Genomic DNA, 24,439 nt, shown 5'->3' on the forward strand with positions numbered 1-24,439 from the left:
TTGAGACGCATATGGCGAATCCTATCTACAAAGTCATCTTTCACAACCAGAACCAGGTGTACGAGCTCTACGCCCGGGCCATCTACCAGAGCGATATGTACGGCTTTATCGAGGTGGAGGAGTTTGTCTTTGGCGAGAAGGCCCAACTGGTGGTGGACCCCAGCGAGGAGAAGCTCAAGAGCGAATTCGCGTCGGTGACCCGCTCCTATATCCCCATGCACAGTATCGTGCGTATCGACGAGGTGGAGAAGGAAGGCGTGGGCAAGATCGTCGAGGCCAAGGGCGACAAGGTCACCCAGTTCCCGTTTCCCGCCCCCATGCGCCACCCCGGCGATACCGAGTAGCGCCCAGCCCGGCCGCCAAAGGCCGGGTAATCCCTGCAATACAAGCTTCAACTGATCGTCGCACGTCTGTAAGAAAAGCGCTGCAAAGTTACCCAAACCGAAAGTTGGGACTTTGCTATGAGCAACCGCTATCGCGCACTCTGGATCTCCGATGTGCACCTGGGCAGCCGGGACAGCGAGCCGCAACGGCTGGCGGATTTCCTGGCCCAGAACCGCGCCGACACCGTCTACCTGGTCGGCGATATCTTCGATATGAAAGCCCTGGCCCAGGGCCGGGGCAGCTGGTGCCAGGCGTCCTCGCTGTTGCTGGAGATGTTGTCCGAACTCTCCAGCCGGACGCCTGAAATCATCTACATTCCCGGCAACCACGATGCGCCCATGCGCAGCTGGGCGGGCAAGCGCCTGGGCAATATCCGCGTGGAGCGCGACTGGGTGCACACCGCGGGGGACGGCAAACGCTACTGGGTCACCCACGGCGACCAGTTCGAGTACCAGATCAATATCAATCCCATCAGCTATCACATCGGCGACCACAGCTACTATCTGATGTTGCGCCTGAACCGCTGGATCAACTACTGGCGCGGGCGCTTCGACAAGCCCTGGTGGTCACTGGCCAACCATGTGAAGAGTCGCGTACAGGCGGCGAAGCGCATGATGCACAGCTTTGAGGAGGTCGCCATTCGCGAGACCGGCCGCCGAGGTCTGGACGGGGTGATCTGCGGGCACATCCACCGCGCAGGCATCCGCCACAGCGGCGCCGGGGGACAGGAAATCACTTACGCCAACTGCGGCGACTGGGTGGACTCCATGACCGCAGTGGTGGAGCAGCCCGACGGCCGCCTGGAACTGCTGCACTGGCATCGCGCGCCCAAACTGGCGCACATCATGACGGAGGCGGTGGCGGCATGATTCAACTTGAAAACCTGTTGCAGAAAAACCCCTGGTACAGCGCTGCACCGCAGAAGCCTTCGCGCCGGTTGGCCTCAGCGGCGCTGAAGAAAATCTGCTGCGAGGAGCAGATCCAGACCTTCAGCCGACGCTACCCGCATCTGGGCGGGCTGGATTTTATCCGCCAGGTGTTCGCCTATTTCGATTTCCGTTACGACATAAACCCCTCTGAGCTGGAGCGGATTCCCACTGCCGGTCCTCTGGTGATCGTCTCCAACCACCCCCTGGGCAGTCTCGATGGCCTGGCGCTGATCGATATGGTGGCGCGGGTGCGCAAGGATGTGAAAGCGGTGGCCAGTCAGCTGTTATGGAATATCGAACCGCTGCGCTCCTACCTGCTGCCGGTGGATAACTTCAAGGGGCGCACCCGGCGCTCGGATGTGGAGGGAATCTACCAGCACTTGAACGGCGGCGGAGCCATTATCGTTTTTCCCGCCGGCGAGGTATCCCGGCTCACACCCCAGGGCGTGCGCGACGGGCGCTGGAATCCGGGCTTTGCGCGCTTCGCGGAGAAAACCGGCGCACCGATACTGCCGGTGCAGGTGCGCGGGCGCAATTCCCTGTGGTTTTACGGTCTCTCCATGGTCAACAAGCCATTGTCGACCCTGTGGCTGGTGCGCGAGATGTTCAAGCAGACCAGCCGCGGTATCGATATCCGCATCGGCAGCGCGGTGGCGGCGGAGCACTTTCGCAACTGGCCGCTGACACCCCGCGCCCATGCTGGTCTGTGGCGCCGGTACGTGCACCGGTTGCACAAATCCCCGCGACCGCTGGGCCCGGAAATCATCGCCCCCGCGGAGCCCGGGGAGGAGGTGGCGCGGGTGATGGACAGCTGCGACACGCTGATCGGGCAGGGTGAGTTCGCGGTCAAGCTCTACCGACAGCGGCCGGACTGTCCGGTGATGCGCGAGCTGTCGCGCATTCGCGAAATCGCCTTCCGCGCGGTGGGCGAGGGCACCGGCCACAGCCGCGACTGGGACGCCTTCGATGCCCACTACGACCATCTGCTGTTGTGGGACCGGGAAAAGAAGAAGGTCGCCGGCGCCTATCGCCTGGCGAAAACCGATAGCCTGGAAGCGGAGCAGATCTACAGCAGCACCCTGTTCAATTACCCGCGCCCGCCGCGGCAGTGCCTGCCCGGCTCCGCGGAACTGGGGCGCAGCTTCCTGCTCCCGGAGTACTGGCGCGGCCGCGGCCTGGACCTGCTGTGGTCCGGAATCGGCCGCTGGGTGGGGCGCTGTGGGGTGCGCTATCTGTTCGGCCCGGTGTCCATGCCGGGCAATTTTTCCCTGCGCGCCAAGTCGGCGATAGTGCGCTATTTCCTGCACCACTTCGCTACCGACGCGCCGCTGGGAGACGCGCGCCTGCCGTTTGCGGAGGTGCGGGAGGATTTGCCGGTACTGAGCGGCGACGCCGGCGAGGATATGGCGCAGCTGAAAAAAATCCTGAAAGAAGAGGGGGTGATGCTGCCGCCGCTCTTCAAGAAGTACGCCTCGGTCACCCGGCCCGGCGGCACCAGCTTTCACGCCTTCAATGTGGACCCGGATTTCTGTGATTCGGTGGACGGGCTGGTGGTGGTGGACCTGGAGCAGGTGGACCCGAAATTCGCCAGGCGCTATCTTTCCTGAATGCGGAATGCGGAATGCGGAATGCGGAATGCGGAATGCGGAATGCGGAATGCGGACAAATCTGCCGGGAGCAGATTTGCACAGCCGAAGGCTGCCCGCGAAGCGGGTGAAGCGCAGGGACGCGCGCCATTCCGCATTCCGCATTCATTATTCCGCATTTATTCCGCATTCATACCCAACTGCTTGCGCACACTGGCCAGCTTCACGCAGAGCACAAACACCGACATGGCGGTATCCAGTTCCTCCAGGGGCGGGAAGCTGGGAGCGATGCGGATATTGCGGTCCTCAGGGTCTTTGCCGTAGGGAAAGGTGGCGCCGGCGGGGGTGAGTTTGACACCGGCGTCCGCGGCCAGTTGGATCACCGCCGCGGCGCAGCCGGGACGGGTATTGAAAGAAACGAAATAGCCACCTTTGGGTTCTTCCCAGGTGCCTAGGTCCGTATCCGCAAAGGCCTTTTCCAGCTGGCTCTGCACGCATTCGAATTTCGGTTTGAGTATCTGCGCGTGCTTCTGCATATGTTCCCGGAGCAGGGTGAACTCGCCGAAAAAGCGCGAGTGGCGCAGTTGGTTCACCTTGTCCGGGCCGATGGTCATGGCCTGCATCTGTTTTTTCAGTGAGGCCAGGTTGGCTTCGCTGGCGCTGACGAAGGCGAGGCCGGCGCCGGCGTGGGTCACCTTGGAGGTGGAGGCGAACTGCAGCACCGAGTCGCCGGTGTCGTTCTCGTGGGTGGCCTCGCGAATACCGGGCAGGTTGACCTGATGCTCCAGGTCGTGAATCGCGTAGGCGTTGTCCCAGAAGATGCGGAAGCCGGGGTTGGCGAACTGGCCCAGCTGCGCCAGGCGGTCCACGGTCTCCTTGTCGTAGGTGACCCCGGTGGGGTTGGAGAATTTGGGCACGCACCAGATACCGATGATTTCGGAGTCCCCGCGGATCTGCTCTTCCACCGCGTCCATATCCGGGCCCGTGGCGGTCATGGGGACGTTCACCATGCCGATGCCCAGTTGTTCGCAGATGGAGAAGTGGCGGTCGTAGCCGGGCACCGGGCAGAGGAACTTGGGCGATTTCATCTCCCGCCAGGGGGTGTTGCCGGCAAAGCCGAACAGGTAGCCGGTGAGCACCGCGTGGTACATCAGGGTGAGGGAGCTGTTGCCGCCGGCCATCACTTCTTCGGTGGGGACCTGCAGGATATCCGCGCCCAGTTCGCGGGCGCACTGCAGGCCCTCCAGGCCGCCGTAGTTGCGGGTATCGGTGCCGTCGGCGGCGCGGTAGTCGCCGTTGAGAATCCCGTCCAGCCCGTCCGACAGGTGCAACTGGTCCGCGGAGGGTTTGCCGCGGGTCAGGTCCAGGTTCAATTCGTGTTGGCAGATACGCTGGTACTGCGCGCTCAGTTCACTTTCCCACTCTTGCAACTGGTCGCTTCTGGCGGAGTCGATACGCACGGGGTTTCCTCGTTTGGCCGATGAATGGAAGCGGCGAGCTTAGCAGTTTCGCGGGAACTCTTGCATCCTATTCGCGGGAGAGACTGCGAAAATCCCCGGCGTGGCTGCGCAGCGCCGCTTCCAGATGCAGGCGCTGCTCGGGGGTGATGGTGGCGAGTATCTGTTCGCTCAGGGAGCGGATTTGCCGGTGGCGTTGATCCTGCATCCGGCGGTACTCCTCAGACCAGAGTTGCCCGGGGTTTACCATCAGGTCGCGCAGCTGTTGCAGGTAGCCCTCGGGCTTGCGGCGCAGGAGTTCGATAACGCGGGCCTGCCACAGCTGGCGCTGCCGGTCGCGCAGCAGCGGGTTGTATGCCGCCTGCGCGACCCATTCGGCGATCAGGGCTTCCTGTTCGCCGCTGAGTTTGCCGAGCCAGCGCCGGCTGTGCTTGCGTATCTGTTTCAAGCGACGGCGTTGTATTTTTTCCGGTGACTCGCGCCATTTTTCCAGAGATTCTTCGCGCTTTTCCTGCAGGTTCTCCTCCAACTCGTCGATCTGGCCGCTGTCCAGTGTCGCGGCCAGCGGCAGCAGGATGTCGTAGAACCGGGCGCTGGCGGTGTCCCAGAAATCGCCCACCTGCTTTTCCACGGCCTGTAGTTGGGCCGAGGTGAACTGGCTCTGCTGTACCCGGTCGGCCAGTTGTTCCAGGTAGTCGGCGTAGTCGGGGAGTTGGGTCTGCCGGTGCCAGTGGTGGAAGCTGTCGAGTGCCGCCGCCAACTGCTGCTTCTGGGGGCCCTTGAGGTCGACATAGTCGTCCAACTGCCAGCGTATCCAGCGGTCCATATGGTTGTAGGCGAGCTGTACGCTGGAACAGCTGGCCAATAGCAACAACAGGGTCGTGGCCGGAAGCAGGCGCAGTATCCGGTCCGGCAGTTGGTTTGCCCCTAGGGTCATAGGTTCTTCCTTGTGGCGGTCACCCGGTAAGCCGACCACAAGCATAGCCGAGCCAGTTTATCCATACCTCCACGCGGCTATAAGAATCTATATACTTCACCAATGCCAGAGCAAGGAAGCTCGGTCGGCGCCCTCTGTTGGCGATTTTTACAGAAATTGGGTGACAACGCTGTCATTGCTGCGGTAGTATCCCCCTATATTGGCATTGGCACCACCCGTGTGGGTTTGCTTCGGCCGGGTTTCCGGGGGGAAATGAAATGTATTGGGAAGCCCGGTAAAAACACATAACAATACAAAATCTTAGAGGCCGATTACAGATGGTTGCTTTGAGAGACAGGGATACACTTTTTATTGGCATCGACGGTGGCGGCAGCAAATGTCGCGCCTCTGTCGTGGATGCCGACAATCGCCTGCTCGGTACCGGCGTCGCCGGCCCGGCCAACCCGCTGCACGGCTATGCCCAGACCATCGATTCCATTATGCACTCCGCTGCCCTCGCGCTCGCCGACGCCAAGCTGCCGCCGGAAACCCTGGGAGAATTGGTAGCGGGCGTGGGTCTGGCCGGCGTGAATATGCCGCGCTTGTACGACGAGATGGCATCCTGGGCCCATCCCTTCCGGAAAATGTACCTCACCACCGATCAGCACTCCGCATGCCTCGGCGCCCATCGCGGCGGCGACGGCGCGGTGATCATCGCCGGCACCGGCTCCTGTGGCTACGCCTGGGTCAACGGCCGAAGTAAATTGATCGGCGGCCACGGCTTTCCCCACGGCGACAAGGGCAGCGGCGCCTGGATGGGCATGGAGGCGGTCAAGTACCTGTTCCTGGCCCTGGACGGCCTGGCGGAGGATTCGCGCCTGAAGGGCGAACTGCTCAAGGCCCTGGGGAGCAGCGACGCCAGCGAAGTGTTCGAGAAAATCGGCGGCAAGTCCTCCAGCCACTACGCGCGCCTGGCGGTGCCGGTGATCGAGTGCGCGGAGTCCGGCGATCCGGTGGCGGTGTCCATCGTGCGCGACGGCGCCGGCTATATCAGCGCCCTGGCGGACAAGCTGTTGGAGCTGAAGCCGCCCCGCCTGTCCATGATCGGTGGCCTGGCGCCCCGCCTGCGCCCCTGGCTCGCCCCCCATGTGGTGAAGCGCCTGGCCGAGCCGCTGGACGCGCCGGAAATCGGCTGTGTCTATTTTGCGCAGCAATCCCTGGCCCGGGACGCCGGAAAATCCGGGAAAAACACCGGCAGCAAAGCGCTGTTTGGCTGATCGAGGAGCAGAGATCTTCCATGACCGCAGCAACTCCATCCGAGGCGACACCGATGGCCACCACCGTAATGGAAACCGAAGCCCGCGAAGCGCCGGGTCGCATCGCCGAGCAATTGCGCAACAACGCCGACACCATGGCGAAACTGGGCGAGCGCCTGCGCCGAGAGCCGCCGCGTTTTGTGATGATCGTGGGGCGCGGTTCCTCTGACCACGCCGGGGTTTTTGCCAAGTACCTGATCGAGATCGAAACGGGTACGCCCACCTTCGCCGCGGCGCCTTCGGTATCCAGCGTATACGGCAGAAAGCTCAAGCTGGAGGGCGCCCTGGTGCTGGTGATCTCCCAGTCCGGTCGCAGCCCGGACATCCTCGCCCAGGCCAGAATGGCAAAAGAGGCGGGCGCCTACACGGTGGCGCTGGTCAACGACGAAACAGCGCCCATCGGCGATATCGTCGACCTGATGGTGCCGCTGAAGGCCGGGCCGGAAAAAGCGGTCGCCGCCACCAAAAGCTACCTGGCGACCCTCTCCGCGGTGCTGCAGCTGGTGGCCAACTGGACTCGCGACGAGGAACTGCTCGACGCGGTGGGCACACTGCCGCAGACCCTGGAAGAGGCGGTCCACTCCGACATCCAACTGCGTCCGGAGGACCTGGCAGCAGTAAAAAATCTGGTGGTGCTGGGCCGCGGTCCGGGTTACGCAATTACCCGCGAACTGGCCCTGAAGCTGAAGGAAGTGTGCAATATCCACGCGGAGTCTTTCTCCAGCGCGGAATTCCTGCACGGCCCGGTGACCCTGGTGGAGCAGAAGCTCACCGTGGTCAACGTGCCCATCGAGGACGAATCCTTCGAGGCGCACAGCGAACAAATCGCCGACATCATCCGCCGCGGTGGCACCCTGGTGAACCTGCATGTGCCGAGCAAAGGGGTACACCCTCGGGTGGCTCCGCTGGCGCTGCTGCAACGTTTTTATATCGACGTGGCCCATGTGGCGATCAGCCGCGGCGTCAACCCGGACGAACCCGCCGGGCTGAAAAAAGTCACCCGGACCCTTTGACCCGCTGAATCTGGAGCTTCCTGTGGCGCGCACACTGATCGCGGAACAGCTTTTCGACGGCGAACAGATGCATCGCAATATTCCGTTCGTTGTAGACGACAAGGGACGTATTCAGTCCCTGGGCGGCGAGGCGGCCGCCGCTGCCGAGCGTCTTAAAGGCCTGCTGGCTCCGGGGCTGGTGGATGTACAGGTCAATGGCGGCGGCGGGGTACTGTTCAACAACGACCCCAGCGTGGACGCGCTGGGCAAAATTGGGGCGGCTCACGCGCGTTACGGCACCACCGGATTTTTGCCCACCTTGATCACCGACCGGGTGGATGTGATGCGGCGGGCCGCGGATGCGGTGAGCACCGCCTTGCGCGAGGGGGTGCCCGGTGTGCTGGGAGTGCATTTCGAGGGGCCGCACCTGAGCGAGCCGAAGAAGGGCACCCATGAAGCGGACTTTATCCGTCCCCTCAGCGAAGAGGAACTGGCCATCTACGCCCGCGACGACCTGGGGGTCAAGGTGGTCACCCTGGCGCCGGAAAATGTCGCGGTGGAAGATATCCGCAAGCTGGTTTCCCTGGGGGTGAAGGTCTGCCTGGGCCATTCCAATGCCGACGGCGCGACCGCGGCGGCGGCGGTGGCTGTGGGGGCCACGGGCTTTACCCATTTGTACAACGCCATGTCCCCGCTGCAGTCCCGCGAGCCGGGCATGGTGGGAACAGCGCTGATCACCGACGACGCCTGGTGTGGACTGATCGCAGACGGCCACCACGTCTGCGCCGAGGCCATGCAGCTGGCGCTCAAGGCCAAGCCGCGCGGAAAAATCATGCTGGTAACCGATGCCATGTCCCTGGTGGGCAGCGAGGAAACCCGTTTTCCGCTGTTCGATCGGGTGGTGACCCGGGAGGGTGACAGGCTTACCTCCACCACCGGTGAACTGGCCGGGTCACACCTGGATATGATCGGGGCGGTGCGCAATATCCGCGACTGGTGTGGTGTGGAATTGGCCGAGGCGCTGCGCATGGGCGCGCTCTATCCGGCGCAGTTTTTGGGGTTGAAAGCCGGCCGGTTGGAAGCCGGCGGGCCCGCGGACATGATTTTGCTGAACGAGAAGTTAGAGGTTGAGAAAACCTGGATAGGTGGCAGGAAAGTTTTTTGACTCAAGTTTCCGGGTTCAGTTCCGGTAGCCACCGGCGGGTGACTCGAATTTCGAAACTTGAGTTTAAAAACAAATTTCAAAACGTACTATTCACCCCTGTGGCACTAAGCCGGGGCCGTGGGCGGCCCTGCTACCGGTAGCCGTTCGTTCAACAGCCTCATCGGTCTGTTTGTCAGCCGCAGGCGCTTTCTCGAACGGCTCCCGGTATCAGGGCCTTTGCATCAAGCTCCGGTTTCTTTTCCCGAGTCCCGAAGGCGAGTAGTTACAAAAACATCATAACGATAAAGAAGGTGCTCCTATGGAAACCGCAGTAGCAACCCAGAGTAGGTCGAGAAGCAGTTTGTTGCCGATGGCGATTGTCGGCATGTTGTTTTTTCTGTTTGGCTTTGTCACCTGGCTGAACGGTTCGCTGATCCCGTTTTTGAAAATTCTGTGCAACCTGAATGATTTTCAGGCCCTGTTCGTCACCTTTGCCTTTTATATCGCCTACACGGTGATGGCACTGCCGATGTCGTATATCCTGCGCCGCACCGGCTACAAGGACGGTATGGCGATCGGCCTGGCAATTATGGCGGCAGCGTCACTGGTATTTATCCCCGCGGCGCAGACGGGCAGCTTTCCAATATTCCTGCTGGGGTTGTTCGGCCTCGGCGCCGGTTTGACTATCCTGCAGACCGCCTCCAATCCCTATGTGGTCAAGGTCGGCCCGGCGGAGAGCGCGGCCATGCGCATCGCGGTGATGGGGATCTTGAACAAGAGCGCGGGCGTGCTCGCTCCGATCGTATTTACGGCTCTGGTGCTCTCGGGCCTGAGCGATTTCAATACCGAGGCGATTGCCCGGCTGGAAGAGGCGGAGCGCACAGTCAAACTGCAAGAAGTGTCCAGCCGACTGGTCATGCCTTATATCTACATGGCCATCATGCTGTCGCTGCTGGTGGGCTTGGTCAAATTTTCCGGTCTTCCGGATATCGAGGAAGACGAAACCGAGGACGGCGAGAGCAAATCCGGCGTCCTGCAATTTCCCCAGGTGGTTCTTGGCGCGCTGGCGCTGTTCACCTACGTGGGCGTGGAGGTGATCGCCGGCGACACCATCGGCCTCTACGGCGAGCGCCTCGGGCTGGCCAACTTCTCCTCGCTCACTTCCTACACCATGGTGTTTATGGTGGTTGGCTACCTGATCGGGGTTTTCGGTATCCCGCGCTTTATCAGCCAGCAGCAGGCCCTGCTGGGTTCCGCCGTCGCCGGCAGCCTCTGCGTCCTGGGTGCGGTGTTCGGCTCCTCAGAGAGTACCGCGATCGCCGGCGTGCTCTGGGGCTGGAGCGGTGTTCCGGTTGTGCCCGACACCGTGACCTTTGTCGCGCTGATGGGCCTGGCCCACGCGCTGGTGTGGCCCTCCATCTGGCCGCTGGCGCTGGAGGGGCTGGGCAGGTTTACCGCCCAGGGCTCAGCACTGCTGATTATGGGGATCGCCGGCGGCGCGATCATTCCGCTGTTCGGCTTTGGCCCCATAGCGGAGGCCACTGGTGAAACCCGGATGGGGTACTGGATCGCGCTACCCTGCTATCTGTTTATCCTGTTCTACGCACTCAAGGGGCACAAGATGCGCAGCTGGAAGTAGCGCTTCTTATTTGATTCTACCTGCCCTCCCTGTGAGGGCTTTCTTTTTTGTGTGGAATGGAGCCACCGCATTCTGCAGTCAAGTCGGCGCCGGCCCGCTGGAGTCCCGCACCACCAGCGACGGAATAAATTCGCGCACGATTCCCGACTCTTTGCTCGCGGTGCCGCTCTCTGCCGCGCCCTTGCCGCGAGCCTTGCTCAGAACCAGCGCCGCGGCGCACTTGGCGATCTCGTTGTTGGGCTGGTGGGCGGTGGTGAGTTTGGGCCAGGTCTGGCGGGAGAAGGGGCTGTCCTCGAAGCCGACGATGGAAAGCTGTTGCGGAATATCGATATTCATCAGGCGTGCGGCAAACAGTGCGCCCGCAGCCATTTCGTCATTGCTGGCAAAGATCGCCGTGGGTGGCTCGGCGGACTGCAACAGGGTTTTGGCCCCCTGCACCCCGGAGTCGAAGGAGTATTCCCCCTTCAGGATGAGGTTCGGGTCCACGGTGATACCCGCTTGCCGTAGGGCGCGCTTGTAGCCGTGCAGGCGGCCGTAGGTGGATACGTGCTCCTCGCCCCCACAGAGGAAACCGATGCGTTTGTGTCCCAGCTGCAACAGGTGTTGCGTGAGATCGAAAGCCGCCGCGCTGTCGTCCACCTGGATACAGTTTTCCTCGTCCTCCTGCGCCGCGGCGCTGGAGACGATGCGCACGTAATCCACTTTGAGGGATTTGACTGTGTCGATCACCGCCTGGATTTCAGAGAAGGGCGGGGTGAGCACCAGGCCGGCAATTTTTGAGTGCTCCACCAGGTTCTTCAGTTCGTCGTGCACCGAGGCGGATTTGGAATTGCTGGGGTGGATCAGCAGTTCGTAACCGCGCGCCTTACAGGCCTCAAGTATGCCGTTTTGCATATCGATCACGTAGTAGGCGTTGGGATTGTCGTAGATGAGCGCGATGGTGTAGGAGCGGCTTCCGGCCAGATTGCGCGCCGCCAGGTTGGGCTGGTAGTTGAGCGCCTCTACCGCCTCCATCACTTTCTTCCTGGTGGCCGGACGAACCGAGGGCTCGTTGTTGATCACCCGGGAAACGGTCTTGATGGAAACGCCCGCCTGTGCGGCGACGTCGTTGATCGTGGCTTTCATCGGTGGCGCTGGTCCTTACTTTGGCCGAAGCGGGCATTCTAACACCGGGGGCAGGGGAGGTGCGTACAGGGCACCTACGGGGCTGTAGAGCCCGAGGTCCGCTCGTCCCTGCCGTGAAGGAAAGCTACAAAACCGATTGACCCCCATCTTGCGATCTCAAATTTCGGGGCTCGAGGACCTGTGAGTGCTTCCGGGACAGCCGTAGGGTGTGCCGTGCGCACCAAGAAGCCTGGGGCTCCCACCAGCCCTGGAGCGGTGCGCACGGCGCACCCTACGGTTGAACCCCGAAACTTGAGTTGCGATGAGATTCTTTACTGTAGAGAGAGCCCGAGGTCCGCTCGTCCCGGGCGTGAAGGAAAACTACAAAACCCATTCACCCTCATCCTGCGATAAGATTCTTTATTGATATGATAGCGCTGTCAATTCTTGCAAGAGGCGCAGCGCCTGTCACTAGAGAAGAGCAAGCAGTGCCAACTCCCTGTCCGGCGCCCCGTTCTACACCCCAGATTGCGCGGAGGATTGCCGGAAGTGGTGTAGGTTGAAGGAGTGTCGGTATCCTTCCAGGTTGAAAGTGAATTCGAGGCGCTTGAAAGTGTTTGTAATTTTACTACATAATGGGGGCTGCTATTGATGGTGGCGTTGCTATTGTCATCGGGTTTCGAGGGTATCCGCGCAACACAATTCTGCTACACAAGCTGCCGGCTCCGTACCTTGGGTGCACTGATTGCCCCCATTTTGAGTACAAGGTTTTTGTCCTGGCGTTATTTTGGAAATCTATTCTCGCGCCCGTGAGGCTTGGAACTGGGGAAGGGACTGGCTGCGGCGCTACAACAATTGGAAAGTAGCGATTTACGCGGTTGGCGTTCCACCGCGCAGCTGACCGAACACTACCGGCGGGCAAAGGCCGGCGCTGCGGCGCTCGAGTTTGCCGTCTGATCACAGCGAGTTAACGCGTGGGATTGGCACGCTTCGCCTTGCCCATCCTACACAACCAGATACGGGTCTTTATGGTACACAGCAAAATCCAGGCGGTTACCGAGCGGATTATCCAGCGCAGCGAGGAGACGCGCGCGGAATACCTCGCTCAAGTAGAGCGCGAACATATCGAGGGGCGCGCCAGCGCCCGGTTGTCCTGCGGCAACCTGGCGCACGCCATCGCCGCTTCCAGCGACCGCGACAAAAACCTGATCGCCTCCGGGCGCGGGCCCAACCTGGCGATAGTCACCGCCTACAACGACATGCTGTCGGCGCACCAGCCCTACGGTACCTATCCGCAGCTGCTGAAAGAGGCCGCGATGCGCAGTGGTGCCAGCGCGCAGGTAGCCGGTGGCGTACCCGCCATGTGCGACGGCGTGACCCAGGGTCGCCCCGGTATGGAAATCGGACTTTTCTCCCGCGATGTGATCGCTATGTCCACCGCGGTGGCCCTGTCCCACGATGTCTTCGAGGGCGGCCTCTATCTGGGGATCTGCGACAAGATCGTCCCGGGACTGGTGATCGGTGCACTGGCCTTTGGCCATCTGCCGGCGGTATTCGTACCGGCGGGGCCCATGCCCACCGGAATGTCCAATGCGGAAAAGGTACGGGTGCGCCAGCTGTACGCGGAAGGCAAGGTGGGGCGCAAGGAACTGCTGGAAGCGGAGAGCGCCTCCTACCACAGCCCGGGCACCTGTACCTTTTACGGTACTGCCAATAGCAACCAGATGCTGGTGGAAATCATGGGTCTGCAGCTGCCCGGCAGCTCCTTCGTAAACCCCGGCACCGAGCTGCGGAACGCGCTCAACGATGAAGCGGTAAAGCAACTGGTGCGGATCACTGAGCCCAGCCAGTTCACGCCCCTCTCGAAAATTCTCACGGAAAAAGTCTTTGTCAACGGCATTGTCGGCCTGTTGGCCACCGGCGGTTCCACCAACCACACCCTGCACCTGGTGGCCATGGCCCGCGCGGCGGGCATCCAGCTGACCTGGCAGGATATGGCGGAGCTCTCCGACGTGGTGCCGCTGCTGTGCCACGTGTATCCCAACGGTACTGCGGACATCAACCACTTCGCCGCCGCCGGCGGCATGCAGTTCCTGATTCGCGAGCTGCTGGACGCCGGCCTGCTGCACGACGATGTACACACGGTATTGGGCGACTCCGGCCTCAAACCCTATTGCTACGACCCTTTCCTCAACGAAGACAAGAGCGGCCTGGTGTGGCGCCCGACCGCAGAGGAGAGCGGCGACACGACGATTATCCGCCCGGTCAGCGAACCCTTCTCCGGCCACGGCGGCCTGCAATTGCTGGAGGGCAATCTGGGCAAGAGCGTGATAAAGGTTTCCGCTCTCAAGCCGGAACACCTGAAAGTGAAGGCGCCGGCGGTGGTGTTCGACGACCAGGACGCACTGATCGAGAGCTTCAAGGCCGGCGAACTGGACAAAGACTTTATTGCGGTGGTGCGCTTTCAGGGTCCCCGCGCCAACGGTATGCCGGAACTGCACAAACTGACCCCGCCTTTGGGCGTGCTGCAGGACCGCGGATTCAAGGTGGCGCTGATTACCGACGGGCGTATGTCCGGTGCTTCCGGCAAGGTACCGGCGGCGATCCATATATCTCCGGAGGCGGTCGACGGCGGCCCCATCGCCAAAATCCGGGACGGCGACCTGATCGAACTGGACTGTGAGGCGGGTATCCTGCGTGTAGATGTGGACGAGGCCGAACTGGCCGCGCGGGAGCCGGCGGAGTGCGATTTGTCCGCCAATGCACGCGGCACCGGGCGCGAACTCTTCGCCAATATGCGCGCGCTGGCCAGCGGTGCGGAGAGCGGTGCCAGTATATTGTTTTGATGCTTCCCGGTGCGCGATAGCCGTCTGTGGCGGTGGAGCACCGGGGAAAATACAGAAATTTTAAGAGCAAATTTATGGCTACTCCTTTTGACATGGTGTTGTTCGGCGGCGGCGGCGACCTGGCCCTGCGCAAGCTGATTCCCGCACTGTACCGGGCCCATCTGGAGGGCAGTTTGGCAGAAGGCTGCCGCATTTTTCCGGTGTGCCGTCGACAGGAAGACGCCGACCAGTACCTGGACACCGCCCGGGAGGCGCTGAAGACCCATTTGCGCGACGGCGAGTACAGCGATTCCGCCTGGCAGACTTTCAGTCAGCTATTGCGTGCAGTGGCCCTGGATATCTCCGAGCCGGACGATCGCTGGGACCAGTTGGCGGGCATCCTCCGCGCCGAAGAGGATCGCGTGCGACTCTTCTACCTGGCGATTCCGCCGGCGGTATTCGGTCCCTGCTGCGAAAATCTGTCTCTCAAGGGGTTGATCAGCGGCCAGTCCCGGGTGGTGGTGGAAAAACCCCTCGGCTACAACGCGCAAACCTCCGACGAAATCAACAGCAAGATCGCCAGTTATTTCCCGGAAGAGAATATTTTCCGTATCGACCACTACCTGGGTAAGGAAACCGTACAGAACCTGCTGGCGCTGCGTTTCAGCAACGTGTTGTTCGAGCACCTTTGGGACGCCAAGTCCATCGACCATATCCAGATCAGCATCGCGGAAACCGTGGGCCTGGAAGGGCGGGCCGGTTTCTACAACGAGACCGGCGCGTTGCGCGATATGGTCCAGAACCATTTGCTGCAGCTGCTGTGCCTGATTGCGATGGAATCCCCCAACAGCATGTCGGCGAAAAACATCCGCGCGGAAAAAATCAAAGTGCTGGAAGCGTTGCGCCCGCTGGCGGGTAACACGGTGGACAAAAATATCGTGCGCGGTCAGTACGTGGCCGGCGGCCTGGGCACCGAGCTGGTGCCCGGCTACCTGGAAGAGCTGGAAGCGGCCTCCAGTAGTACCGAGACCTTCGTCGCCATTCGCGCCCATATCGACAACTGGCGTTGGGCGGGTGTGCCTTTCTATTTGCGCACCGGCAAACGCATGGAAAAGCGCTGTGCGGAAATCGTAATCCAGTACAAAAAAGTCTCTCACCGGGTGTTCAGTCCGGAGGCGGGAGATGTATTGCCCAACCGGTTGGTGATCCGCCTGCAACCCGAGGAGAGCATCAAGCTGGTGCTGATGGCGAAGAAAATGGACAGCCTGACCATGGAGTTGCGGCCGGTGGAGTTGAACCTCACCCTGTCGGACACCTACGACACCTTCCGCAGCGATGCCTACAAACGCCTGATGCTGGATGCGGCGGCCAACAACTCCGCTCTGTTTATCCACCGCGACGAAGTGGCCGCGGCCTGGGCCTGGGTGGATCCGATCATCGACCACTGGCACGAGACCAATAACCAGCCGCAGCTCTACCGGGCCGGCAGTTGGGGGCCACAGGCGGCCGGTGATCTCCTGGAACAGGACGGGCGCCACTGGTTCAACGCGCAATAACATCGGGGTGGGCGCAATGGTAGAAGAGAAATTTTATCCGGATCGCGAGCGTCTGGTACTGGCCCTGGCCAACGACTGCGCCAGTGCGCTGCAGTTGGGGATCAAGGAGCGCGGTCAGGCCACCTTCCTGGTTTCCGGTGGCAGCACGCCGAAGCCCGTGTACCAGGCCCTGTCGAAAAGGCCGCTTCCGTGGACGCAGATTACAGTCGCGCTGGTGGACGAACGCTGGGTGGACAAAACGGCCAGCGGCAGCAACCACGCGTTTATCGAGGACAACCTGCTGCAGAACAACGCCTCGGGAGCACCTTTCCTGGGATTGAAAACGCCCCATGCCACCGCCGCGGAAGGTGAGGCGGATTGCCAGCAGGTCTACGGCGAACTGCCCAGGCCCTTCGACGTCTGCGTATTGGGAATGGGCAGCGACGGCCACACCGCCTCGCTGTTTCCCCACTCTCGGGGTCTGCAGGAGGCGCTGGACCCACAGTCCGACCAACTCTGCCGCGCGATTACCGCACAGCAGAGCGAAGTCACCGGCAGCCACACGGAGCGTATGACTCTGACCCTTGCGGCAATTTTGCAGGCGCGGGATATCAAGCTGCTGATCACCGGTGAGGAAAAACTCAGGGTCTACCGCGAGGCGTTGCTGGGCAGCGACGAACTGGAAATGCCGGTGCGCAGTATTCTCAAACAGGGCCTGAAACCGGTCACTGTTTACTGGGCACCGTAAACGCCGCCGGGTTTCAGCCCGGTTCGTGGGCCGCAGGTCCGCTACAACGAGCAATTTGGAATTTGATGATGCAAAAGAATATCTCCGAAATACTGGAGCAGGCCGGAGTCGTCCCGGTCCTGGTTATCGATAATGTCGAAGACGCCCTGCCGCTGGCCGAAGCGCTGGTGGAAGGCGGCTTGAACGTGCTGGAAATCACCTTGCGTACCGAGGCGGCGCTGCCGGCGGTGGAGCGGATAGCCAAACACCTGCCGGACGCCCATGTGGGCACGGGCACCGTACTGAACGGTGATGATTTACAGCGCTCCGTAGATGCCGGCGCGAGCTTCCTGGTAAGCCCGGGTGCCACCGAAAAACTGCTGGATGCCGCGGAAGGTTCCACAGTACCGCTGCTGCCCGGCGCTGCGAACCCGTCGGAAGTGATGCGCCTGCTGGAGCGGGGCTATCGCTACCAGAAATTCTTTCCTGCGCAGGCGGCGGGCGGCGTGCCCATGTTGAAGTCCATCGCCGGTCCCCTGGCGCAGGTGCAGTTTTGCCCCACCGGCGGAATAGGCCCGGGAAATGCGGCGGAATACCTGGCGCTGCCCAACGTAATGTGCGTGGGCGGTTCCTGGATGGCGGCTTCCTCCCTGGTCGCGGAAAAGAACTGGGGGGAGATCACCCGCCTGGCGAAAGAGGCAGCCGCGCTGAAAGGTTGAGAAAGCGCGGTTGGTTGGAAAATTCAAAATATTGAGGGTTAAAGCGAGATGAAAATAAAGATCGCCATTAACGGCTACGGCAGAATCGGACGCAACGTCACCCGTGCTATCTACGAATCCGGCTATCGCGACCGCGTACAGCTGGTGGCCATCAACGACCTGGCTCCGGTGGAGTCGAACGCACACCTGACCCGTTTCGACACTATCCACGGCCGTTTCAACACGCCGGTATCTGTCGACGGCGATGCGCTGGTGATCGGTGGTGACCGCGTGCGGGTTTGCCAGGAACGCGATCCGGCGCAACTGCCGTGGAAAGAACTCGGGGTGGACCTGGTATTGGAATGCACCGGCCGCTTTACGGACAAGGCCTCGGCCTCGGCCCATATGGTCGCCGGCGCCAGGGCCGTATTGATTTCCGCCCCCTCCAAGGATGCAGACCTCACTGTGGTCTACGGCGTAAACGACGACAAACTCACCGCTGACCACAAGGTGGTTTCCAACGCTTCTTGTACCACCAACTGCCTCGCGCCGGTGGCCAAGGCGCTGCACCGGGAGCTGGGTATCGAGCGCGGTTTTATGACCACCGTGCACGCCTACACCAATGACCAGAACACCCAGGACGCGGTGCACGCGGACATCTACCGCGCCCGCGCCGCCGCCGACAATATGATCCCCACCAAAACCGGTGCGGCCGCGGCGGTGGGCCTGGTGTTGCCGGAACTCAAGGGACTGCTCGACGGCATGGCCGTGCGGGTGCCGGTGAACAATGTTTCCCTGGTGGACTGCCAGTTTATCGCCGGGCGCGAAACCACCGCGGAAGAGGTCAACAGCATTATGCAGCAAGCGGCGGAGACCAGCGGCGGCGTACTGACCTATTGTGACCAGCCGCTGGTATCCGTGGATTTCAACCACACCACGGCTTCCAGCCACTTCGACGCCAACCACACCCGGGTCAACGGCAACCTGGTCAAGGTGATGGCCTGGTACGACAACGAGTGGGGCTTCTCCCACCGCATGCTGGACACCAGCCTGGCGATGTGGGAAGCGCTGCAGTTGCAGGAGCGCGTAGCCGAAACTGCCTGATATCCCGGGAGTGCGGAGCTTTTTAGCTGAGCTGAAGGCTCCTTAGCTGAGCTGAAGACTCCTTAGCTAAGCTGAAGGCTCCAGCTCCGCGTCGGGCCGCGAGCCCGCGCTTGCTTTCCCCTCTCCCGCATGTGGGAGAGGGTATTAATCTCTCCAGTCTTACCAAATAACTCTAACTGGTTACTATGATTCGCCATACTAAAATCGTCGCCACCCTCGGCCCGGGCACTGACAAGCCCCACGTGATCGAAGAAATGATCCGTGCCGGCGTCAACATCGTGCGCCTCAACTTCTCCCACGGCTCTGCCGATGACCACCGCCGCCGCGTGGCGGAAGTACGCCGCGCGGCCACCGCGCAAAATAAACTGGTCGCGGTACTGGGGGATCTCCAGGGTCCTAAAATCCGTATTGCCCGCTTTGCCGAAGGCAGTATCTGGCTGGAGAACAACAGCGAATTCACCCTGGATGCCGACTGTCCGGCAGAGGGCGGCGACCAGCACCGCGTGGGTGTGGACTACCCGACCCTGATCAGTGACTGCAAGGCCGGCGATATCCTGCTGTTGGATGACGGCAAGATCCGCCTGGAAGTCACCGGTACCACTCCGCAGAAACTTTTCTGCCGTGTGCTGCAGGGGGGCAAGCTGTCCAACAACAAAGGCATCAACCTTCTCGGCGGCGGCCTTTCAGCCCCCGCGCTGACAGAAAAGGATTACCGGGACATCGTTCTCGCCGCCGAACTGGATGTGGATTTCCTCGCGGTGAGCTTCCCGCGCTGCGCCGAGGACCTGGAGACCGCGCGCCAGGCCATGCAGGAGGCGGGCAGCCAGGCAGCCATCGTCGCCAAAGTGGAGCGGGCCGAAGCGGTAGCCGACGACCAGCAGATGGACAGCCTGATCCTCGCCGCCGATGCCATTATGGTGGCCCGCGGCGACCTGGGTGTGGAGATCGGCGATCCGGCCCTGATCGGTGTGCAGAAAAAACTGATCAACCGCGCCAATGCCCTGGACCGTGGCGTGATTACCGCGACCCAGATGATGGAATCCATGATCACCAGTCCCACGCCCACCCGCGCGGAAGTGATGGACGTGGCCAACGCGGTGCTGGATGGCACCGACGCGGTGATGCTCTCCGCGGAGACCGCCGCCGGCGACTTTCCGGTGGCCGCGGTGGAGTCCATGGCCGAGGTGATCGTGGGCGCGGAACAGTACCTGGGCAGCGTACCGCGACCGGCCGCAAACCAGAGTGCCTCCGACCGCATCGACACGGTGATCGCCCAGGCGGCCATCGATGTGGCCGCGCGGGTCGAGAACCTGTGCGCGGTGGCTGCGCTCACCGAGTCCGGCCGCACCCCGCGCATCATGTCCCGGGCCACCACCCACCTGCCCATTTACGCACTCACCCGCCATCCCCGGGTGGCGCGCCAGTTGGTGCTGCTGCGCGGCGTGGAGGCGGTGGAATTTGATCCCGCCTCGGTGCCCCTGGGCCACCTGACAGACTCGATAATCGAAGTGCTTGGCTCCCGCCTGGACCTGCAAAAGGGCCAGCGGATTCTGATCACTCAGGGTGAACGCGTGAACGTGGGTGGCCATACCAGCTCTATGCGCATCAAGGAAATTGAGTAATATGTGACCGGCCTGTCTCTGCCCCTGAGGGCGGTTTTTGCCGGCGGCGGGCTCCTGAGATGAGCCCTGGCCAGCCGGGTTGCCTCAAATTGCTTATGGAAATATGGTCGTATAAAAAATATACTCTCCGGCTTCAATCAGAATAACCAGATCAATCCAATGGTGTTGTATGACGACTAACCAAGCCCCCAAAATCGTCCCCCTGCGCAGCGACGTTCACCGCAACCTGAAGGTGAACGAATTGGGCAGCTTTGAGCATGTGAAGAACAGCCATATGGTTCCGGTGACTGCGCACGAGTTCAGCCGCCTCGGGGCCGAATACCCGATTGTTTTTGTCAAGAATTCTGATACCGGGCAGTTCCAGTCGGTGGCTCTGTTGAGCCTGAAGGTGGGGGAGAACCTGTTTGTAGAGGATGGCCAATGGCGGGGCGTATTTGTACCGGGCTGTATCCGCAACCACCCCTTTGTGCTGGCGCCGAATGGCCAGGAACAGGAGCAGCTGATGGTCGCCCTGATCGAGAACAGTCCGCGGGTGAGCAAGGAGGAGGGGAGTGCCCTGTTTACCGAATCGGGCGAGGAGACGGACTACCTGAAGGCCAAAAAGGAGACTCTGGTCAGCTTCCTGGAGAGCGACCAGATGACCAAAGCTTTTGTAAAGGTTTTGGTCGATATGGAATTGCTGACGGCCCAATCGGTTTCAGTCAACGCCGGCGAGGAGAAGATCGACCTCAATGGGCTCTATATCGTCGATGAGAAAAAGCTCAACGAGCTGAGCGAAGAGCAGTTTGAGGACTTCCGCAAGCGGGGCTTCCTGCCGCCTATTTACGCCCAGCTGGGATCCCTGCATCAGCTGTCCAAATTGGCCAAGCTGCAGGCAGGTGCCTGAAGCGAGACGGAGTTTGTCCGTGAATGCGATGTCACCTTCAAGCAGAGTATCAAGTTTGTGGGCCGTATCGGTTTTTCCTCGCTCTTTATCAAGTTGCACTACTGCCTTTCCCGGCGAATGGATAATCCCTTCTGGCTGGAAGACAGGAAAGGCGCGGTAAGTGTCTGTCTAGTATGAGACGCGAATGGCACTGACTTAAGCGGGGATTCGCTATTTTGTAGGGCCGAAGGCGCCGTGAAGACCTGGAGCGGCCGGACTGGGCAAAGCGCAGCGTGCCCATCAAAAGCCGCGGATGATGGGCACGTCGCTACGCTCCTTTGCCCATCCTACGGAGGTTGTAACGCTTAAGTCAGTGCCATTCGTATGAGACACCACACTAATACCGGAAGAAACAGGCTTTGGCTTTGGGGGCTGTGGCTGGCGCTTTTTTACGGCAGCTGGCTTGTTCTGGTGGCGGTGCTCGGCCACTGGCAAACCGCCGAAGATCACTGGCCCATGGCCCTCGCCATGGCACTGGGCAGCTATGCTGCCGGTTCCACTCCCATGGGGGGAGGCACCGTGGGTTTTCCGGTGCTGGTGCTGCTGTTCGATATGCCGGCGAGCCTGGGTCGGGATTTCAGTTTTGCGGTGCAATCCATCGGCATGGTCAGTGCCAGTATCTTTATCCTTTGCCGGCGGCAGCCGCTCGCCTGGTCGATGTTGCGCGGCGCCATGCTGGGGACTCTGGTCGGCACACCCCTGGGCATATTTCTGATTGCCCCCTTTGTGGCGGATTTGTGGATAAAGCTGACCTTTGCAGTTCTCTGGGGCAGCTTTGGCGTTCTGCACCTGTACCGTCTGGGGGAAATCACTTCTTTCACCGGCGATGCCCGCGGGCGGGAGCGCCAGGATTTCAGTTTGGGCCTGGTGCTGGGTTTGCTGGCGGGCGGCTTTGCCGCGGCGGTGACCGGTGTGGGTATCGATATGGTGATCTACGCGGCGCTGGTAGTACTGTGTCGGGTGGACCTGAAGATCGCGATTCCCACTTCGGTGGTGATTATGGCGTTTACTTCCGTCGTCGGCGTGGTGGTGAAAAGCCTCTGTGGTGACTGGCAGCCGGGAGTGTTCGGCAACTGGCTGGCGGCGGCGCCGGTGGTGGCACTGGGCGCGCCGTTGGGAGTCTTTGTGGTGAGCCGTATCGGCCGCCAGCCCACGCTGCTGGTGGTGGCGATGCTCTGCGTGGGGCAGTTTGTATGGACCTGTTTCGAGGAGAGCGCCGTGCTTGGCCCTTGGGGAATGGTCCTCGCTGCAATGTCACTTGGGATTTGTATTCTCGGTTTTGAGTGGGTAAGACGCATCGGAATGCGGTTGGCCGGGGTGGGCGCCGATCGCACTTTACACTCTGGGTCGCAGGTACCCGTCTCGACCGGCCTGTGAGCCGCTTGGGAAGTTTTCACGATTTGGAAAAATGGCTGGGGCGGTAGGATTCGAACCTACGCATGACGGGATCAAAACCCGCTGCCTTACCGCTTGGCTACGCCCCAGTATCGGGACGGCGAAAATATACTTTAAATATACTTTCGCCGATTGAAATGGTAGCAAGGGGGAGACTTGAACTCCCGACCTCAGCATTATGAGTGCTGCGCTCTAACCGGCTGAGCTACCTTGCCACTTTGACCCGGCTCAGGTCCGGTGTGATTTCCGGGCCAACCGAGGGCGCGCATTATCGGGCCCTGAAGCGGGGCTGTCAACCCCTGTTTTCGCTGTCTTTTCAGTAAGTTAGCGCAGTCAGCGGCCTTTCCCGACAGCGGCGAGAAGGGAGCCGCAGACCACCGCCAGGGCGCCCAGCCAACTGATCCAGTTCAACGGTTCCACCTCGATATAGCCGGGCCACAGTGTGTCTATGGCCGCGCTCAGGGCCAGGGTCGTCAGCGGTACCAGGGCCAGGGTGGCGCTGACGCGGGAAGCCTCCCAGCTGCCCAGAGCTTTGGCGAAGGCGCCGTAGGCGATCAGGGTATTGGCGGTGAGGAACAGCAACAGCAGCCAGCCGGGCCAGTCCAGTTGTACCACGCTGGCGGGGTCCGCCAGGGGCAGGAAGCTGACGGTGCCGGCGAAGTAGATCAGTACCAACAGGTCCTGCGGTGTGGCGCTGGCCAGGATTTTCTTCTGGAAGAAACCGTACACTGACCAGCCGATCGCTGCCACCACGATAAGCCCCAGCCCCAGCAGGTATTCGCTGTCCGCGCCGCTCACCAGTTCCGGCAGGCGCTGGTTGAAAAACAGCGGCAGCCCCGCCGCCACCAGCAGAACCCCGAGCCACTGGCGCGGGGAAAAGTGCTCCCCCAGCCAGAACACACTGGCGATCAGCAGTATCAGCGGTGCCAGTTGAATGACGATCTGGGCGGCGCCGGCGGTGATGAATTTGAGGCCGGAGGCGTAGGTCAGATAGTTGGTGAGCAGGCCGATCACCGCGCACAGGGTGAAGGGCAGCAGCGCGCGGCCGAACAGCTGGCGCAGGTTGAGCCGGTGCGACCAGCCGTAGTAGCCGCCGGCCAGCACCGCGGCGCCCACAAAGCGGTACCAGGTGGCGGTGGTGGCGCTGATGGTGTCCAGCAGCCCCTTGAGGGCGATGGGCAGCAGTGCCCACATAAACACGGTGATCAGTGCCAGAGGCAGGCCGATTTTCCAGTTGGATTGGGTCATTATCTTTCCCGGTTGTGGGGAGGGCTGGCGTTGATCTACGCTCCGGCGGAAGTGGCGACACGCGGGCCAAAGAGATACGGGGGCCCAGATACAATACAAAACGCGACAGATGTTACATCACGAAAGTCATTTTAGGCAGGGGCAGCCGTTGAGGAGACCCCTTTGATCGTGTGGCCTGATCTACACCGGGGGTTGGAGGGGGGCGATTGGTGTTGTTATCAATGGTCGACAAGAGTATGCTTTATTGCACCAATAGTATGATCCTGTATGTTTTGAGGTTGTAGCATGGCTACCGTACGCAAAACCATTACGCTGACAGGCCAGCAAAGCGACTGGGTCAAGTCGCGCATTGCCAGTGGTGATTTCACCAATGACAGCGAATATTTCCGTGATCTGATTCGGCGTGACCAGGAGCGCAATTCCGAGATAGAGCAGCTTCGCGCGGCTCTGGTTGAGGGCGAGCATAGCGGGATCAGTGAGCGCACGCCGGATGGCATTCTCCGTGCTGCCAGGGATAGGCTAAAAAAGGATGGCCGGATATAGACTCAGCAAGCGCGCCGACGAGGACTTCGAGTCCATCTATCTGTTCGGGGTGCAGGCATTCGGGTTAATGCAGGCCGATGCTTACGCTGTCGGCATGCAGGAGCGCTTCGATCAACTGGCGGAACAGCCGCCTCTCTATCAGGCCATTGATTACGTGCGGCCGGGCTATCGGCGCAGTGTCTACGGCAATCACAGTATCTACTATCGTATGGATGGTGACGGCGTACTGATTGTCCGTATTCTCCGCAATCAGAACCTCAGCGCGGCGCTTGGGGGAGGCGCAGAAAATTAACAAAGTTTACGCGACGCCAATAATGCATGCCCTGATCCGATCTTCCGGATTTCGCAGA

Annotated in this window: 21 protein-coding genes and 2 tRNA genes; 17 read left to right on the forward strand and 6 right to left on the reverse strand. The window is 61.3% G+C overall.

Translation table 11 applies throughout. The features are described from left to right. Positions 1-11: 11 nt before the first annotated feature. The 3 genes from ACRC0P_RS08920 to ACRC0P_RS08930 all read left to right on the forward strand — a co-directional run bounded on the left by ACRC0P_RS08920 (position 12) and on the right by ACRC0P_RS08930 (position 2,920). A complete protein-coding gene (locus ACRC0P_RS08920; RefSeq protein WP_183455596.1) occupies positions 12-344 on the forward strand; it encodes a DUF1820 family protein in 333 nt (110 codons plus the stop codon). 117 nt (positions 345-461) lie between these two features. Further along, positions 462-1,253, forward strand: coding sequence for a UDP-2,3-diacylglucosamine diphosphatase (locus tag ACRC0P_RS08925; protein ID WP_438630013.1), 792 nt, complete (start codon positions 462-464; stop codon positions 1,251-1,253). After that, on the forward strand, positions 1,250-2,920 hold the full coding sequence (locus tag ACRC0P_RS08930) for a lysophospholipid acyltransferase family protein (protein WP_438630015.1): 1,671 nt from the start codon (positions 1,250-1,252) through the stop codon (positions 2,918-2,920). The genes ACRC0P_RS08925 and ACRC0P_RS08930 overlap by 4 nt, the downstream gene beginning before the upstream one ends. 158 nt (positions 2,921-3,078) lie before the next feature. On the opposite strand, the gene ACRC0P_RS08935 is transcribed toward ACRC0P_RS08930, so the two are convergent. Both ACRC0P_RS08935 and ACRC0P_RS08940 read right to left on the reverse strand, forming a co-directional pair. After that, on the reverse strand, positions 3,079-4,359 hold the full coding sequence (locus ACRC0P_RS08935) for an aminotransferase class I/II-fold pyridoxal phosphate-dependent enzyme (protein ID WP_438630017.1): 1,281 nt from the start codon (positions 4,357-4,359) through the stop codon (positions 3,079-3,081). A gap of 67 nt (positions 4,360-4,426) precedes the next feature. Further along, a complete protein-coding gene (locus ACRC0P_RS08940) occupies positions 4,427-5,293 on the reverse strand; it encodes a DUF6279 family lipoprotein (protein WP_438630019.1) in 867 nt (288 codons plus the stop codon). 317 nt (positions 5,294-5,610) lie between these two features. On the opposite strand from ACRC0P_RS08940, the gene nagK reads away from it, so the two are divergent. The 4 genes from nagK to ACRC0P_RS08960 all read left to right on the forward strand — a co-directional run bounded on the left by nagK (position 5,611) and on the right by ACRC0P_RS08960 (position 10,363). Continuing rightward, entirely contained in the window at positions 5,611-6,549 is a 939-nt protein-coding gene (nagK, locus tag ACRC0P_RS08945; protein WP_438630021.1) for an N-acetylglucosamine kinase, read from the forward strand. A 20-nt stretch (positions 6,550-6,569) separates the two neighbouring features. Beyond that, the gene (gene nagB-II / locus ACRC0P_RS08950; RefSeq protein WP_438630023.1) at positions 6,570-7,601 is read left to right on the forward strand and encodes a glucosamine-6-phosphate deaminase NagB-II; all 1,032 of its coding nucleotides are present in this window, start codon (positions 6,570-6,572) and stop codon (positions 7,599-7,601) included. Between the two features lie 22 nt (positions 7,602-7,623). Continuing rightward, positions 7,624-8,745, forward strand: a complete 1,122-nt coding sequence (gene nagA / locus ACRC0P_RS08955; RefSeq protein WP_438630025.1) for an N-acetylglucosamine-6-phosphate deacetylase — start codon at positions 7,624-7,626, stop codon at positions 8,743-8,745. 298 nt (positions 8,746-9,043) lie between these two features. Next, complete coding sequence (locus ACRC0P_RS08960; RefSeq protein ID WP_438630027.1) at positions 9,044-10,363, forward strand: sugar MFS transporter; 1,320 nt, start codon at positions 9,044-9,046, stop codon at positions 10,361-10,363. A 78-nt stretch (positions 10,364-10,441) separates the two neighbouring features. On the opposite strand, the gene ACRC0P_RS08965 is transcribed toward ACRC0P_RS08960, so the two are convergent. Then, positions 10,442-11,488 (reverse strand): LacI family DNA-binding transcriptional regulator, encoded by a 1,047-nt coding sequence (locus tag ACRC0P_RS08965; protein WP_438630029.1) that lies wholly within the window; start codon positions 11,486-11,488, stop codon positions 10,442-10,444. Between the two features lie 1,007 nt (positions 11,489-12,495). Here ACRC0P_RS08965 and edd point away from each other — a divergent pair. The 8 genes from edd to ACRC0P_RS09005 all read left to right on the forward strand — a co-directional run bounded on the left by edd (position 12,496) and on the right by ACRC0P_RS09005 (position 22,280). Continuing rightward, the gene (gene edd / locus ACRC0P_RS08970) at positions 12,496-14,313 is read left to right on the forward strand and encodes a phosphogluconate dehydratase (RefSeq protein WP_438630031.1); all 1,818 of its coding nucleotides are present in this window, start codon (positions 12,496-12,498) and stop codon (positions 14,311-14,313) included. Positions 14,314-14,387: 74 nt separating this feature from the next. Beyond that, a complete protein-coding gene (gene zwf / locus ACRC0P_RS08975; protein WP_438630033.1) occupies positions 14,388-15,848 on the forward strand; it encodes a glucose-6-phosphate dehydrogenase in 1,461 nt (486 codons plus the stop codon). A 16-nt stretch (positions 15,849-15,864) separates the two neighbouring features. Then, positions 15,865-16,575: a 6-phosphogluconolactonase gene (gene pgl, locus ACRC0P_RS08980; protein WP_438630035.1), complete on the forward strand. Its 711-nt coding sequence runs from the start codon at positions 15,865-15,867 to the stop codon at positions 16,573-16,575. Positions 16,576-16,643: 68 nt separating this feature from the next. Beyond that, positions 16,644-17,273 carry a bifunctional 4-hydroxy-2-oxoglutarate aldolase/2-dehydro-3-deoxy-phosphogluconate aldolase gene (locus tag ACRC0P_RS08985; protein WP_438630069.1) on the forward strand — a complete coding sequence of 210 codons (630 nt, stop codon included), beginning with the start codon at positions 16,644-16,646 and terminating at the stop codon, positions 17,271-17,273. Positions 17,274-17,321: 48 nt separating this feature from the next. Next, on the forward strand, positions 17,322-18,356 hold the full coding sequence (gene gap / locus ACRC0P_RS08990; protein WP_438630037.1) for a type I glyceraldehyde-3-phosphate dehydrogenase: 1,035 nt from the start codon (positions 17,322-17,324) through the stop codon (positions 18,354-18,356). 185 nt (positions 18,357-18,541) lie between these two features. Continuing rightward, the gene (gene pyk / locus ACRC0P_RS08995; protein ID WP_438630039.1) at positions 18,542-19,978 is read left to right on the forward strand and encodes a pyruvate kinase; all 1,437 of its coding nucleotides are present in this window, start codon (positions 18,542-18,544) and stop codon (positions 19,976-19,978) included. A 169-nt stretch (positions 19,979-20,147) separates the two neighbouring features. Further along, positions 20,148-20,864 (forward strand): SapC family protein, encoded by a 717-nt coding sequence (locus ACRC0P_RS09000; protein WP_438630041.1) that lies wholly within the window; start codon positions 20,148-20,150, stop codon positions 20,862-20,864. A gap of 363 nt (positions 20,865-21,227) precedes the next feature. Beyond that, a complete protein-coding gene (locus tag ACRC0P_RS09005) occupies positions 21,228-22,280 on the forward strand; it encodes a sulfite exporter TauE/SafE family protein (protein WP_438630043.1) in 1,053 nt (350 codons plus the stop codon). Positions 22,281-22,312: 32 nt separating this feature from the next. On the opposite strand, the gene ACRC0P_RS09010 is transcribed toward ACRC0P_RS09005, so the two are convergent. The 3 genes from ACRC0P_RS09010 to ACRC0P_RS09020 form a co-directional block, all read right to left on the reverse strand. After that, positions 22,313-22,387 (reverse strand) — tRNA-Gln (locus ACRC0P_RS09010). A 49-nt stretch (positions 22,388-22,436) separates the two neighbouring features. After that, positions 22,437-22,513, reverse strand: a tRNA-Met gene (locus ACRC0P_RS09015). A gap of 118 nt (positions 22,514-22,631) precedes the next feature. Then, positions 22,632-23,546, reverse strand: coding sequence for a DMT family transporter (locus ACRC0P_RS09020; RefSeq protein ID WP_438630045.1), 915 nt, complete (start codon positions 23,544-23,546; stop codon positions 22,632-22,634). A 285-nt stretch (positions 23,547-23,831) separates the two neighbouring features. Between ACRC0P_RS09020 and ACRC0P_RS09025 the strand changes: the two genes are divergently transcribed. Together ACRC0P_RS09025 and ACRC0P_RS09030 are read left to right on the forward strand one after the other, a co-directional pair. After that, complete coding sequence (locus ACRC0P_RS09025) at positions 23,832-24,089, forward strand: type II toxin-antitoxin system ParD family antitoxin (RefSeq protein WP_438630047.1); 258 nt, start codon at positions 23,832-23,834, stop codon at positions 24,087-24,089. After that, positions 24,076-24,381: a type II toxin-antitoxin system RelE/ParE family toxin gene (locus ACRC0P_RS09030; RefSeq protein WP_438630049.1), complete on the forward strand. Its 306-nt coding sequence runs from the start codon at positions 24,076-24,078 to the stop codon at positions 24,379-24,381. Before ACRC0P_RS09025 ends, ACRC0P_RS09030 begins: the two co-directional genes overlap by 14 nt. The last annotated feature ends 58 nt before the right edge of the window (positions 24,382-24,439 follow it).

This window comes from Microbulbifer sp. (assembly GCF_051659245.1).
Taxonomy (GTDB): Bacteria; Pseudomonadota; Gammaproteobacteria; order Pseudomonadales; family Cellvibrionaceae; genus Microbulbifer.